General features: G+C 39.9%; 19 protein-coding genes. 10 read left to right on the top strand and 9 right to left on the bottom strand.

The window, feature by feature from the left end; all coding sequences use genetic code 11:
- The first annotated feature begins 679 nt into the window (after positions 1-679).
- From VXK47_RS12910 to VXK47_RS12870, 9 genes are all read left to right on the top strand, one after another.
- Complete coding sequence (locus VXK47_RS12910) at positions 680-952, top strand: BrnT family toxin (protein ID WP_435549192.1); 273 nt, start codon at positions 680-682, stop codon at positions 950-952.
- Positions 939-1,196 carry a hypothetical protein gene (locus VXK47_RS12905; protein ID WP_435549191.1) on the top strand — a complete coding sequence of 86 codons (258 nt, stop codon included), beginning with the start codon at positions 939-941 and terminating at the stop codon, positions 1,194-1,196. Before VXK47_RS12910 ends, VXK47_RS12905 begins: the two co-directional genes overlap by 14 nt.
- A gap of 83 nt (positions 1,197-1,279) precedes the next feature.
- A complete protein-coding gene (locus VXK47_RS12900; RefSeq protein WP_435549190.1) occupies positions 1,280-1,573 on the top strand; it encodes a BrnT family toxin in 294 nt (97 codons plus the stop codon).
- Complete coding sequence (locus VXK47_RS12895; protein WP_435549189.1) at positions 1,545-1,772, top strand: CopG family transcriptional regulator; 228 nt, start codon at positions 1,545-1,547, stop codon at positions 1,770-1,772. The genes VXK47_RS12900 and VXK47_RS12895 overlap by 29 nt, the downstream gene beginning before the upstream one ends.
- Positions 1,773-2,009: 237 nt before the next feature.
- Entirely contained in the window at positions 2,010-2,261 is a 252-nt protein-coding gene (locus VXK47_RS12890; protein ID WP_435549188.1) for a type II toxin-antitoxin system Phd/YefM family antitoxin, read from the top strand.
- Positions 2,258-2,677 (top strand): type II toxin-antitoxin system VapC family toxin, encoded by a 420-nt coding sequence (locus VXK47_RS12885; RefSeq protein WP_435549187.1) that lies wholly within the window; start codon positions 2,258-2,260, stop codon positions 2,675-2,677. The genes VXK47_RS12890 and VXK47_RS12885 overlap by 4 nt, the downstream gene beginning before the upstream one ends.
- Positions 2,678-2,871: 194 nt before the next feature.
- Positions 2,872-3,084, top strand: a complete 213-nt coding sequence (locus tag VXK47_RS12880; protein ID WP_435549186.1) for a hypothetical protein — start codon at positions 2,872-2,874, stop codon at positions 3,082-3,084.
- A 73-nt stretch (positions 3,085-3,157) separates the two neighbouring features.
- Complete coding sequence (locus VXK47_RS12875) at positions 3,158-3,466, top strand: hypothetical protein (protein ID WP_435549185.1); 309 nt, start codon at positions 3,158-3,160, stop codon at positions 3,464-3,466.
- A gap of 36 nt (positions 3,467-3,502) precedes the next feature.
- Entirely contained in the window at positions 3,503-3,685 is a 183-nt protein-coding gene (locus VXK47_RS12870; RefSeq protein ID WP_435549184.1) for a hypothetical protein, read from the top strand.
- 13 nt (positions 3,686-3,698) lie between these two features.
- Here the strand turns inward: VXK47_RS12870 and VXK47_RS12865 are convergent, their stop codons facing one another.
- From VXK47_RS12865 to hisS, 8 genes are all read right to left on the bottom strand, one after another.
- Positions 3,699-5,069 (bottom strand): DEAD/DEAH box helicase, encoded by a 1,371-nt coding sequence (locus tag VXK47_RS12865; RefSeq protein WP_435549183.1) that lies wholly within the window; start codon positions 5,067-5,069, stop codon positions 3,699-3,701.
- A complete protein-coding gene (locus VXK47_RS12860; protein ID WP_435549182.1) occupies positions 5,066-5,743 on the bottom strand; it encodes a TIGR04282 family arsenosugar biosynthesis glycosyltransferase in 678 nt (225 codons plus the stop codon). The genes VXK47_RS12865 and VXK47_RS12860 overlap by 4 nt, the downstream gene beginning before the upstream one ends.
- Positions 5,740-6,429 carry a TIGR04283 family arsenosugar biosynthesis glycosyltransferase gene (locus VXK47_RS12855; protein WP_435549181.1) on the bottom strand — a complete coding sequence of 230 codons (690 nt, stop codon included), beginning with the start codon at positions 6,427-6,429 and terminating at the stop codon, positions 5,740-5,742. Before VXK47_RS12855 ends, VXK47_RS12860 begins: the two co-directional genes overlap by 4 nt.
- A gap of 15 nt (positions 6,430-6,444) precedes the next feature.
- On the bottom strand, positions 6,445-7,431 hold the full coding sequence (arsS, locus tag VXK47_RS12850) for a radical SAM/Cys-rich domain protein (protein WP_435549180.1): 987 nt from the start codon (positions 7,429-7,431) through the stop codon (positions 6,445-6,447).
- 1 nt (position 7,432) lies between these two features.
- Positions 7,433-7,768 carry an arsenosugar biosynthesis-associated peroxidase-like protein gene (locus tag VXK47_RS12845; protein ID WP_435549179.1) on the bottom strand — a complete coding sequence of 112 codons (336 nt, stop codon included), beginning with the start codon at positions 7,766-7,768 and terminating at the stop codon, positions 7,433-7,435.
- Between the two features lies 1 nt (position 7,769).
- Positions 7,770-8,555 carry a DUF3047 domain-containing protein gene (locus VXK47_RS12840; RefSeq protein WP_435549178.1) on the bottom strand — a complete coding sequence of 262 codons (786 nt, stop codon included), beginning with the start codon at positions 8,553-8,555 and terminating at the stop codon, positions 7,770-7,772.
- A gap of 65 nt (positions 8,556-8,620) precedes the next feature.
- Positions 8,621-10,408 carry an aspartate--tRNA ligase gene (gene aspS, locus VXK47_RS12835; RefSeq protein ID WP_435549194.1) on the bottom strand — a complete coding sequence of 596 codons (1,788 nt, stop codon included), beginning with the start codon at positions 10,406-10,408 and terminating at the stop codon, positions 8,621-8,623.
- A 113-nt stretch (positions 10,409-10,521) separates the two neighbouring features.
- Complete coding sequence (gene hisS / locus VXK47_RS12830; RefSeq protein WP_435549177.1) at positions 10,522-11,775, bottom strand: histidine--tRNA ligase; 1,254 nt, start codon at positions 11,773-11,775, stop codon at positions 10,522-10,524.
- A gap of 389 nt (positions 11,776-12,164) precedes the next feature.
- On the opposite strand from hisS, the gene VXK47_RS12825 reads away from it, so the two are divergent.
- Positions 12,165-12,536, top strand: coding sequence for a hypothetical protein (locus tag VXK47_RS12825; RefSeq protein WP_435549176.1), 372 nt, complete (start codon positions 12,165-12,167; stop codon positions 12,534-12,536).
- A gap of 71 nt (positions 12,537-12,607) precedes the next feature.
- On the opposite strand, the gene VXK47_RS12820 is transcribed toward VXK47_RS12825, so the two are convergent.
- Positions 12,608-12,769, bottom strand: a 162-nt coding sequence (locus tag VXK47_RS12820; RefSeq protein WP_435549193.1) for an integrase core domain-containing protein, incomplete at its 5' end; no start/stop codon positions are given.

Genomic DNA, 12,769 nt, shown 5'->3' with positions numbered 1-12,769 from the left:
GCCAGACTTCGGCCTTCCCCACACGTCCACTGGGTCGGCATCTTCGTTCTATTCACGAGGCTACTTATAGGTTCACTTTCGCTACGGCCTGCCGTTTTGCCAATTGGGAACTCACGACCCTCTGTTGCCAGAACGCCGCTCCCTTGAACTACCGGGTGCACGGACAATTACCCGGACGGAACTTTAACCCGATAGATGAAACAACTGTTACTGCGAACTGACGCCCTACACTTATATAGTTTCCTCATATCAACAAGAGAAAAAAGCCTCCTACATCTAATGTTCTTTCACCAAGCTGCACCAACAAATTTATATCTGCAATAGCGGAGAAAAGAGGGAGAAGCAGATCGATCAACTCGTGTATAAATTGTACAATTTAACGGAAGAAGCGGAGAATAAGGTACAGGCGAATTATGTTTGATTGGGCTTCCTTCAGACAGAACCTCACGATTCCGCTCTTGCTTCAGGCTAATATTTATGCTAATAAAATTAAACATTAACAGGATTCACACACAGGGGACATTCACTCCATAAATTTATGCCCTTGCCGGGCGTACTCCAGCGGCTGTACATGGATTGCCGCTAACGACGCAGCAAACTGTGAGCCTTATTGTTCTGCACCAAAATATTCATTATTAAGTAAGCTGGTTATGATATAATAGTTAATAGGAAGGCCGCTATGAGATTTGAATGGGACCCAAAGAAGGCTGAGGCAAACATCAAAAAACACGGAGTTACGTTTCAAGAGGCAGCTACAGTTTTTGGAGACCCTCTGGCCATTACGTTCCAAGACCCGGATCATTCCGTGGATGAAGAAAGACAAATGACTTTTGGCTTATCTTTACAGAAACGGCTCATTATTGTATCACATACGGAACGTAAAGATAGAACAAGAATCATAAACGCGCGTCTAATGGACCGCAAAGAAAGGGTGATCTATGAAGAAGGTTAAGGCAACCGATGAACTCCGACCCGAATATAAACGGGAAGATCTTGGCGTGGGAGTCCGCGGCAAGTACTATGAAGAATACTGCAAAGGCACCAATCTCGTATTGCTGAGTCCTGATGTGGCAGAAGTATTCTCTACCGAAGAAGCCGTCAATGAAGCTCTACGGTCTCTGATTAGTCTGGCAGAGAAATCGACAGGCCGAACGAGTCGTTCCACCGGATCGCCTAAAAAACGGGCTTCCCGGTGAACTTTGTGTTATGGGTAATTAAGCCATATAAATAGCCATATATTTATATTGACACAGTTCCTTTCTAAACATATTGTAAATTTATGAAAAAACGATTTGATTTTGAGTGGGATTCCAATAAAGACACGAATAATCAAGAAAAACATGGCGTTTCTTTTGCCTTGGCACAGCTTGCTTTCTTAGATCATAATCGTGTCATTCTGGAGGATCTTGAGCACAGCGACGATGAAAAACGATTTTATTGCCTTGGTCGTGTCTCTGGCGGAATTATGACAGTTAGGTTTACCTACAGAAAAAACAAAATCAGAATTATCGGCGCCGGATATTGGCGGAAAGGAAAAAAGATATATGACAGCCAAAATAAAATACACCGATGAGCCCATTGGAAAGGTTAAGGTCATTTCCGACTTTCTTCCTTCACCTGAAGAACTTGCCTTGAAAGACGAAACCGTCAAGGTCACAATTTCTCTGAGCAAAACGAGCATTGATTTTTTTAAAAAGGAAGCAAAGAAATATAATACTCAGTATCAAAAAATGATACGCCGACTTCTCGATGAATATTCAGCACATCAATAGCAGCGAGCCCATAATCTCACCATGCACAGGTTTCGCAGGGGCGGGGCCGCCTTGGTTTTGGCCAAATTTGGTGTTGAACTCACATTTGCGAAGTCCGCAAACCCTGCTCACCTGTGATGGTGAGGGTTAGCCACCTTGAATTAGAACGTAATTCCATAGTAATTTAATTCTTGACAGAAACCTATAAGAACATTAATCTGACTAGTCAGACTAGGTTGAAGATAAGGAGGTATTAATATGAAAACTAGCTGGAAACTTCAAGATGCAAAAAGCCATTTCAGTAAATTAGTTGAACAAGCTCTTAAAAAAGGGCCGCAATATGTTACTAGGCGAGGCGTAGAAGCCGTAGTTATTATTTCAATTAAAGACTATGAGGCCTTAACTTTTGCAAAACCCTCGTTTAAGGAAGTCCTTTTAAGTTGCCCTAAAGTTGACCAAGACTTTGAATTTAAAAGGCAAAATGATTTGCCGAGGAGTATTGAATTTTGAAATATCTACTTGATACTTGCGTTATCTCAGAATTTGTAAAACCCGTGCCACATGAAAAAGTGATTTCATGGCTAAAAGACATTTCGTCTGAGATGCTATTTTTAAGTGTAATCACAATTGGTGAAGTTCGTAAGGGTATTACAAAATTACCAGATTCTAAAAAAAAGCAAAAATTAGCACTTTGGCTGAATACGATACTCGAAGAATATCAAGAAAGAATTATTCCCATAGATTTGATGGTTGCGGATACCTGGGGAATTATACAGGGGAATGCTGAGAAAAATGGACTTTCGATGTCATCTATCGATGGATTAATTGCCGCCACTACTTACACTTATAATTTAACGCTTATAACCCGAAATGAAGATGACTTCACAAGCAGTAAAATTCCAATAATAAATCCTTGGAAATTATAATAGGCGGTTAACATTACGCTTGAGGCGGACCGAACGGCGGAACGGATCAAGTCTGCCTTTGACTCACCTTCATTGCCGGCAGTGATTATTAATTTTTTTAAGGTGTTCCTTTCTTCAATCGGGTCGTCTAACCATCCATTTTCTGCCGATAAAGACGGCAGAACTGAACATTATATTTTGAAAGGATATTTTTCGTGTTAATTTCTGAGCCTACAAAATACGGAGCAGGTGTAAAGAGTTCCGGAGATTACAAAGATCTTAATAGTCTTCATCTTCAAAAAACTGCCGGCGAAAGATGCGCGCCTGGATTTGTTTGCTACAACGGCTCCGAAGAATTTACACTTAAAGGTATTCGTGTGTTGAATCCCATAAAAAATGGAAAGTTCGAAACAATTATACCTTCGTAAAAAGTCCGGGAAAGTACTGGGATGCTGATATATTGAAAAAGTTAAAAAACATAATAAAAACAATAAAAAGATAATGATTTTAGAAAAAGAGAATAAGATGGGGAAAAATAATAACACGGCAAATAAAGATCCGCTCATCAACATGCTTAATGCTGCTACCAAAAATGATTTGATTGAATTGGTTAATGAATTAATTAAAAACGATATTTCAATGCGCAGAATGTGTATAGATAATTTAAAGGAAAAAGTCGATGTAAGTCCATCTGTTAATGGTTCCGCTGAATCTTCCGCCGCACTGACATTATGGTATGAAATAGAGCCCGAATTATCAGAACTTGATGAATATGGAGGTGGCGATTATAGCACAGAGGATGATCTATGAGACGCCTTGTATCAACTTGAGGAAATATTGAAAAAGATGACATTATCTGAAGAAGACAGGGGTGAATTGTTAGATGAAGTTTTCTCGTATATCGAAAGCGGCAACGCAGGAATGGATGAACTTAGGATGTTTCTGGCTGAAAGAGCAAAAGAGGCAGGAGATCGGGAAACTTATTTGAAGTATTATTTTTCTCAGAAAACTGATCCTCTTACCTTTTGACTAAAATAAAATATTAAATTTTCCATGAATCATAAACTTTCTGCCTTGATGCGGCGGATGTTTTAAGTATTGCTACATTCACATCAACATAATCATATACTATTGCTTTGTTTTTGCCCGGAGCCGGTCTTAGTATCCTTCCAAGATATTGAAGCACTCTTCCGGCAAACCTTATGGGAGTTACAATAAAAAGAATCGACAGGTTTTTGCAATCGAAACCCTCTCCGATTAACTGCCCTGTTGCAATAAGCACTTTTACTTCCCCGTTATTAAGACGGTCAAGGATATCTTTCCTCTTAAGCAGCGGCACATCGCCTGTGAGTAATTCCGATGATATTTTGTACCTGTATTTTAATATCGAGTGCAGGGTTTCACAGTGCTTTTTCCTGTCTGTCAGCACAAGGCAACATTTTCCATCTCCATCTTTTGTTTCTTTTGCAATGTCTGAAGCTATAAGATGGTTCCTTCCGTCGTTTGCGGTTAGTTCGGAAAGCATTTTGCTGTATTCATTAACAGGATCAAAAAACGGATTAAAATCCGTTTCTCTTACAATAACCTCGGCAGGCAGAAGATCTCCCCTCTCTATAAGCGCTGTTTTATCGATTTCATGCCGTACATCTCCAAGATACCAGAATATGAGTTTTGAAAGATTGTCTCTGCGCCATGGCGTTGCAGACAAGCCCAGCATATATTTTGAATCAAAGCCGGATACCGCTTCATTAAATGTTCTGCTGGGAGTTCTGTGGCATTCGTCAACCACAAGATATCCTGTTTTTAAAGAAACCTCTTCAACACATTTGTAAACTGACTGAACAAGGGCTACGGTAATCTTTTCACCTATTTTCTTTTTGCCCGATCCAATTATTCCGATTTCTTCTCTGGCAATACCAAGAAATGTTTCAATACGTTCGATCCATTGGTTTGCAAGTTCTTTTGAGTGTACGATTATCAATGCGGGCTGCATTCGCTGCTTTATCATATAAAGAGCCATTACAGTCTTGCCACTTCCTGTAGGAGAATTCAATGTTCCGAAATCCTTGGAAAGCATTACACTGACTGCCTGATCCTGAAAAGGTTTTAACAAGCCGTTAAATGTAAAATCAACCGGAGGAAGAACACGCCGTTTATCCGCAATTTCATGTTCAATTGCATGGCGCTTACAAAGAAGTATAAGCTGACGCATAAAACCTCTTGGAATGCAAAGGCCCCCTCCTTTTATTCTGTCATAAAACTTTAAAACCCTAGGAGTTCCCCTGTTCCAGCGACCCATTTTTTCATTTTCTATCCACTTGGGATTGGATAATGTAAGCTTTTCTATAAGCATCTGATATAAATCAGTTGGGATTTCAGAAAGCATCAGGTTGTTTGATATGACGATTTTCAAGTTATTACCTTTACGACAAAGTCTATCAACACTTTTTTAAAAGCTAAGGTAAGTTTCGAATCAGGATATTTTGACATATATCTCTCAATATCTGCCATTTCATCGATATCGGTCTTTAAAGAAAGCAAGTTGCAAGTGATACCGAGAGATCCGGCGATTTTAAGGGTTGATGATAAAACATCCTTTGTACTCCATGCAATATTTTCAAACAATTGAGGATAAGAACCTGACAAACCTATAAGATAATATCCACCATCATCCGAAGGGCCTAAAACAAGCTTGCCGGTTTTAAGAAGTTTAAAAGCCTTAAGGATATCAGCATGAGATATCCCGGGGCAATCCGTTCCTGCAATACAGATTCGTTCATAATCATTTGCAAACCCCTGGTTGAAAGCGGCATACATTTTCTTTCCCAGATCCCCTTCAGGCTGGTCTTTTACAATAATACCGTCAGCTATTTTTTCAAAGTATACTTTTGAGCTACCCGGCGTTTTATAAATAATAACATCATAATCTTTATAATCTTTCAAAAAAGCTACATTTTTAATGATATGGCGAAGCAGCAGATCGTAAAGAGATGAAGCGGCCTTCATGCCGGTATCTTTTCCCAGTCTGGTCTTAACCTGCCCGCAAACAGGTTCTTTGGCAAAAAGAACCAGAAGCTCTTTATTCATCTTATATCCCTGTAAAGCTTTGCAAGGCGGTATGGTGATACTCCTGTTCTGAACAGGAAAGGAATAAAAAGCATAAGTGCGGCAGCAGTAATGACGCCATGCTTAAATCGTCTGTATGATACATCAACAGTCAGTCCGGAATAGTATAATTTGCCCACAGCAAAAACCTTCCTTGAAAACTCATAGTCTTCCATTATGGGGATTTCGGGAAAGCCCGATACGGATTTAAAAGCATTTTTTGTAACAAAGATTGCCTGATCGCCATACATATATTTTGCATATCGGGATCTTAGCCCGGAAATATAAGCAAAAAAACTGTCAAGTCCGCCAAGATTCTCTTTGTTGTCGCATCTTATCCTGAATCCGCCTGCCACAAATCCTGAATCAACAGCTTTCATAACCTCGGATTTCCATTCTTTCGGAAGAGATGCATCGGCATGCAGAAAGAGTAATATATCACCCTTTGCCCTGTCTGCGCCATAATTCATCTGAGTTGCACGCCCGGCTTTGGCGGATTTCAGAAGAATTATATTCTCAAATCCTTCTATTATTTCCACAGTCCGGTCCTGGCTGCCGCCATCTACCACAATTACTTCGGAGTCTTTATCAAGAACCAAAAGCAGGGATTCAAGCTGTCCTGCTATGATCTTTTCCTCGTTGAATACAGGAATTATGATGGAGATCATTTTGATAGTCTTTTGTTATTCCAGAGCGCCCTGGCATGAAGAACCGGCGCCTGCCGTACACCCGTAACAATGATTATGCAGCGCTATCGGGCGCTTGCTAAGCTTTTTAATATCAAATCTGCTGATGTGATCCGAATATCCGGAACTGATAGGCATGTTGAGCATCTGATTAAAATCACAGTCAAACAAACTGCCGTTGTATGCTACCGAAACCATTGTTCTGCACATAACATTTTCAAGAGCTGCCGGGTTAAATGCCTGCAACAACTCAAACATATATTCATCATAGTTTCCGGAAGCCAGAAGAAAGTCAAGATACCTGCCGACCGGCATATTGTTTATGCAAAACAGAGTATTAAAATCTATACCATAATTGTTTTTTAAGCTTTGTTTATAATTTAGCTCAAGACTTTTCTGGCTTGCAGGCAGATATGCGCCAAGTGGATTATGGACAAGATTAAGGACAAGGCCGCTTTCGGGTTTGCCATAACCTTTTTCATTCAGTTTTTTTGCAGCCTGTATAAATTTTTTAAAAAAACCCTTTCCGCGCTGCCGGTCAGCTCTGTTCTCGTCACAATCCGGAAGCGACGCTGCTATCTCCACATTATTTTGAGCATAGACTTCAACAAAATCCGAATATCGGCCTTCAGTCAGTATTGCAAGATTTGATCTTGCTATAAGTCGTCGCCCAGGCTTTGCAGTTTGTTCTATAAATGTTTTTATCCCCGGATTCATCTCAGGGGCTCCACCGGTGATATCTACAATGCTGATACTGATGTTTTTCCTGAGTACTTCTGCACATAAACCAAGAATATCGGGAGACATAACTTCTTCTCTTTTATCTCCTGCTTCAACATGGCAGTGCCTGCAAAAAAGATTACACCGCTTTCCAACATTTAGCTGTAACACTTCTATCCCGGTTGCATATACAGGACCTGCCAGCTTTTGGGTAAAGTGAACGGGACATCTGTTCAATGTTGCTATCTGATCGGAAAAAGCCATTTTACATACTCTTTTTTCTGATTATTTTCCGCATCTGTGTTGAATGAACAAGAGTTATGCCTGCCATCATTGAAGCTCCGACATGCACAGCCTCCATCATCTCATCTTCACCGATGCCAAGCGAGAGGCATTTATTAGTATAAGCATCTATACAGTAAGGGCAATTCTGAGTCATTGCCACAGTAAGTGCTATAAGAGTTTTTTCCCGTTCACTTAATTTACCGGCTGAAGCCGAAACTTCATAGTAATCAAAGAATTTATTGCCCTGATCGGAGGCATATTCTGCAATATTGGAAAAATCCGCCAGATCCTCCGGTTCATAATAATTTGATGCCATATTATTTTCCTTTATCCTTGAATATTATATCCCCGAAAAATGCCGTTGCTTTCTCACCGGTATTGTCCGTATCGGTCATGATAGCAACTCCGGAAACCATAGGCGGTTCAGTGCCGAAAGCTTTTTTATAGTCTTTGTAAACATCGCGTTCTTCTTCTATCCACCGGTTAAGTTTCTCATCGCCGCTTTCCACCACATACATCATGGTCCGGTTTGTATAGGGATTAGGACTTAAAGTTCCCTTCGGGGCGTGGCTTCCCCAGATATAATTTATTGCCGCATATGGCGGATATTGCCCGTAGACAAGCCGGGCCAACTCATATTTGGATCTTTCCCATAAAGAAAGCTTTGCCGGATCATATTCAAAGGTAATATACACTCTTGCCGGATAATCATCACCGCTTTTACTGTGGATATCACCTTTTTCAAGAATGTTACTGACCTTCCACCGCCAGTTTACTATTGGATATTTATTCAGATTGATACTTGTTTTTCGGATAAGAGCGGAAGCTGAGGCATTGGCTTCCGCCTTGATGACAAAACAGCCATTATCTCTTACCCGCGAATAGAGTGTATGTTTTTCAATTTTTTTAAATAAAAGCGTCTCCCATCCGGCAGGAAGATTTTCACCGCTTTTTTCGGTACAAAAATTTCCTATAATTAAAACGTTTTTATCTGTAAGATCAAGACAGCTGGCATCTCCCGGTATAAAACAGAGAATTAATAAACACAGACTTACTGCGGCTATGAGCCTTAACTTTTCGGAAAATAAAAAAAAACTTTCCATAAGCTTTTTCTCTAAATAAAGCAGATCAGGTCAGCGATTAAACGGCTATAAATTAGTATGCCACTTTATAATTTAACCGTCTTTACTCTCAAACAAAGTTCATCAAGTTGAGCTTTGCTTGTTTCTGATGGCGCATTAGTCAAAAGGCATGAAGCCTTCTGTGTTTTCGGGAAAGCAATTACGTCCCTTATGGATGACCCGCCACAAAGTATCATGATCAGCCTGTCGAAACCAAAAGCGATTCCGCCGTGAGGTGGAGCGCCTGAATCAAGTGCCGAAAGGAGAAAACCGAATTTTTCATTGTATGATTCGGGCGTCATGCCAAGAGTTTCGAAAACGGTTTCCTGCAATTTTTTCTGGTGAATACGTATGCTGCCGCCACCGATTTCAGAACCGTTTAATACAAGATCATAGGCTCTTGAACGAACTGCAAGGGGGGTTTCCTTTAACAGCTCGAAGTCTTCCTCAAGCGGGGAAGTAAAAGGATGGTGCATTGCCTGATATCTTTTTTCGGTTTCATCATATTCTATCATTGGAAACTGAGTAACCCATAAAAAATTAAATACATTATCATCGATAAGATTCAGTTTTTGGGCGATATGGTTTCTTAAATGCCCAAGGGCATCATTTGTGATTTTAGGTTGATCTGCTACAAAGAAAATCAGGTCGCCGGTCTCAATGCCAATACGTTCTGCAAGGGCTTGTTTTTCATTTTCAGTAAAGAATTTTGCGATAGGAGACTGCCATCCGTCTTCCTTAACCTTTATCCAGGCAAGCCCTTTTGCTTTATAAACGGCAGCAAATGCAGTAAAATCATCAATCTCTTTTCTTGAAAAACCAACGCATCCTTTAGCATTTAATGCTTTAACTATACCGCCTTTTTCAACAACAGTTGAAAAGACCTTGAATCCTGATGTTTTTACTATATCCGAAACATCTTTAAGCTCCAGTCCGAAACGCAGATCAGGCTTATCAAGTCCATAACGATCAATTGCTTCCGAGTACGGAATTTTTAAAAACGGAGTTTGGATATCTTTGTCGAGCACATCCTTAAAAAGATTTTTTATTAAACCCTCAGCAAGATCCATCACATCATCTTCACCCACAAAACTCATTTCAATATCTATCTGGGTAAACTCAGGCTGGCGGTCGGCTCTTAAGTCCTCGTCTCTGAAGCAGCGTACAATCTGATAGTACCTGTCAAAGCCGGAAATCATTAAAAGCTGTTTAAAAATCTGCGGAGACTGGGGAAGAGCATAAAACATTCCCGGATTTATACGGCTTGGGACAAGATAGTCGCGGGCACCTTCAGGAGTACTTTTAGTTAAAACCGGAGTTTCAATATCTATAAACCCAAGCCCATTTAAGTATTTTCTTACAGATGCAGCAGATTTATGGCGAAGAATAAGGTTTTTTTGAATATTTGGCCGTCTTAAATCAATATGCCTGTTTTTAAGGCGAACATTTTCGGAAACATCCACAGAGTCTTCAATCAGAAACGGAGGGGTGCATGCTTCATTTAAAATTTTAAGCTCAGAAACAAAAACCTCAATCTCACCGGTCTTCAGATTCGGATTAATCATTCCTTCGGGGCGTTTTTCAACCTTTCCCCGGATTCCTATAACATATTCGCTTCTTATTTCATGCGCTTTACTATGTGTTTTGCTCTCATAATCCGGATTGAAAACAACCTGGGTTAAACCTTCCCTGTCACGCAAATCAATAAAGATTACTCCTCCGTGATCTCTTCTGCGCTGTACCCATCCCATAAGAACTACTTCTTTACCTGTATCCTTGCTGCCAAGTTCACAGCAATTATGGGTTCTTCTCATTTTACCAAGTATATCTGCCAACTGTTTGAGTCCTTTCAAAATAATAATACGTTTTCCGGTTTATGAAATTCCCGGAATTCTTGTTACATGGAACCCTTTAGACTGAAAATGATAAGATTATAATGTCTTTTTATTTACACAAATATTGATTTAAGCTTTTCCACTATGCCATCTATAGGCACTGAAACCTGCTCCTTTGTCATCATATTTCTTAAAATAGCAGATCCTTCGCTGAGTTCATTATCTCCTATAATGAGAACATGACCGGCTGCGAGCCTGTCTGCTTTTTTCATTTGCCCTTTTAAACCCTTATCGGAAAAATCGGTTTCGGTTTTTATTCCGGAAAGACTAAGAGCGCATGACCATTTAAGTGCATTTGTTCTGGCCTGTTCTCCAAGAGCTGCAATAAAAAGATCGGGTTTGCAGGAAACACCGGCATTATCTGAGGAAATAATTTCTGCAAGCCTGTCGAAGCCTATTGCAAAACCAATTGCAGGCTGAGAAGGTCCTCCTAAAGACTCTATAAGCCTGTCATAACGTCCGCCTCCGGCGACAGCACTCTGTGCGCCAAGTGAACCCGTATGTACCTCAAAAGTCGTTCTTGTATAATAGTCAAGACCCCTTACGAGCCTCTTATCTATTTCAAATTGAATATTCAAATCGTTCAATGAATTTTTTACTGCTTCAAAATGCTCTTCGCACTCATTACACAGATGTTCTATAATGGATGGAGCGTCCTTCATTGCCTCACGGCATGCAAGTACTTTACAATCCAGAACTCTTAAAGGATTTTTTTCCTTTCTTCTCTCACAGTCCGAACATAGCATTGCTGTTGTATTTGACATGAACTTTTGAAGCGATTTCTTAAATCCGGGACGGCATACCGGGCAGCCAAGAGAATTTAAATACACACAAACATCAGGAACAGACAATCTTTTTAACAGCTCAACCAACATAAATATAAGCTGGGCATCCGTAAGGGGGGAATCAACCCCCAGGACTTCGGCATTAATCTGATAAAATTGCCTGTAACGTCCTTTTTGCGGTCTTTCTCTCCTGAACATCGGGCCTATAGTGTAGAATTTTTGTACCGGATCAATCGCATAAAGCCTGTGTTGAATATAAGCCCTTACAATTGATGCCGTGGCTTCAGGTCGCAAAGTAATCATTTCATCTTTTTTGTTAAGAAAAGTATACATCTCTTTCTCAACGATATCAGTATCCTGTCCGATGCTTCTTGCAAAAAGTTCAGTATGTTCGATAATAGGAAGACGGATCTCACAAAAACCAAAACTTTCAAAAAGAGATATCGCAGTCTTTTCTATTTTCTGCCACAGACCGATTTCTCCCGGAAGAATATCTTTAACTCCTCTTATTAATTGAATCATTTCTTTTAATTTAAGCTCCGTTTATAACAGCTGTGTTTAAAAAATAAGATTAACAAATTTACAATAATTTAGAATGCGGCTAAATTTGTTCTTTTTATCCCAGCATTCTCTGTTTAGTCAATAACTATGTCCTGATTGCAGAGGGTAAACGCATTTGTTTTTAACATATTTTTCTAAATTGATTTAAAGCAATCAAAAAGGAACAATGATTAGCAGGGGGAGTTTGCGGGATATTCTTTCTTCTTTTTTTGCTTGCAAAGATGTATATATGCACATGAATATTCATAAGCAGAATAAGGAGCTTCGAGCACTATTTGAAAAGATGCTTCAGCCGATACACAGGCACCTGCAGAACATCATGCCTTGCAACAACAAAGGAGATGAAAATCATGACTGAAAAAACAGAAAAAGCAAAACGCCCCGCCTCAATTACAATAATATGTATAATCGGTTTTATTGGGGCAATATACATTGTTCCTTTGGTTTTCTCGTCTAAAGCGCAACAGGTCGGTTCATGGTATCCACCTTACCTGGTGTTTTCAATTATTATCGGACTGGTTTGCATAGCAGGTTTGTGGATAATGAAAAAATGGGCTGCCTATACCTATACAGCATTTTTAGTTCTGAACCAGATTGTTTTGCTTGCAATCGGAGCCTGGAGCGTGGTGGCTTTACTGATTCCGGCAGTGGTTATATTTTTTGTACTAAAAGATATTGCAAAACCACCGGATAAACTACCACCATCTGTGCATATCAGGTAACCTGCTTAATAGTGCGGTGGTCGGGATTGTTTGAACAGCAAAATGCTTTTTTTAAGTGATAAACTGCTTATTCAAGCTGCTGCCTCTTTCTTGGGAAATGTTTCCCAGTAGACCATATCCGGTGTTTTTTTGTCAAGTTTTTGATGCGGCCGTTCATAGTTATATAATTCAAAATAGTTTTTAATTTCTTGCCTGGCTTCGGCAATCGAACCATAGGCCTTTAAATAAACTTC

It is taken from the genome of Desulfobacterium sp. N47 (assembly GCF_051233685.1).
Lineage (GTDB): Bacteria > Desulfobacterota > Desulfobacteria > Desulfobacterales > RPRI01 > RPRI01.
This window is presented reverse-complemented; position numbering and strand designations above follow the sequence as displayed.

What these genes read in the sequence shown, in the direction of transcription:
- VXK47_RS12910 (WP_435549192.1), top strand. Translation starts at nt 680, where the DNA reads ATGAGATTTGAATGGGACCCAAAGAAGGCTGAGGCAAACATCAAAAAA.
- VXK47_RS12905 (WP_435549191.1), top strand. Translation starts at nt 939, where the DNA reads ATGAAGAAGGTTAAGGCAACCGATGAACTCCGACCCGAATATAAACGG.
- VXK47_RS12900 (WP_435549190.1), top strand. Translation starts at nt 1,280, where the DNA reads ATGAAAAAACGATTTGATTTTGAGTGGGATTCCAATAAAGACACGAAT.
- VXK47_RS12895 (WP_435549189.1), top strand. Translation starts at nt 1,545, where the DNA reads ATGACAGCCAAAATAAAATACACCGATGAGCCCATTGGAAAGGTTAAG.
- VXK47_RS12890 (WP_435549188.1), top strand. Translation starts at nt 2,010, where the DNA reads ATGAAAACTAGCTGGAAACTTCAAGATGCAAAAAGCCATTTCAGTAAA.
- VXK47_RS12875 (WP_435549185.1), top strand. Translation starts at nt 3,158, where the DNA reads ATGATTTTAGAAAAAGAGAATAAGATGGGGAAAAATAATAACACGGCA.
- VXK47_RS12870 (WP_435549184.1), top strand. Translation starts at nt 3,503, where the DNA reads ATGACATTATCTGAAGAAGACAGGGGTGAATTGTTAGATGAAGTTTTC.
- VXK47_RS12860 (WP_435549182.1), bottom strand. Translation starts at nt 5,743, where the DNA reads ATGAATAAAGAGCTTCTGGTTCTTTTTGCCAAAGAACCTGTTTGCGGG.
- VXK47_RS12855 (WP_435549181.1), bottom strand. Translation starts at nt 6,429, where the DNA reads ATGATCTCCATCATAATTCCTGTATTCAACGAGGAAAAGATCATAGCA.
- arsS (WP_435549180.1), bottom strand. Translation starts at nt 7,431, where the DNA reads ATGGCTTTTTCCGATCAGATAGCAACATTGAACAGATGTCCCGTTCAC.
- VXK47_RS12845 (WP_435549179.1), bottom strand. Translation starts at nt 7,768, where the DNA reads ATGGCATCAAATTATTATGAACCGGAGGATCTGGCGGATTTTTCCAAT.
- VXK47_RS12840 (WP_435549178.1), bottom strand. Translation starts at nt 8,555, where the DNA reads ATGGAAAGTTTTTTTTTATTTTCCGAAAAGTTAAGGCTCATAGCCGCA.
- hisS (WP_435549177.1), bottom strand. Translation starts at nt 11,775, where the DNA reads ATGATTCAATTAATAAGAGGAGTTAAAGATATTCTTCCGGGAGAAATC.
- VXK47_RS12825 (WP_435549176.1), top strand. Translation starts at nt 12,165, where the DNA reads ATGACTGAAAAAACAGAAAAAGCAAAACGCCCCGCCTCAATTACAATA.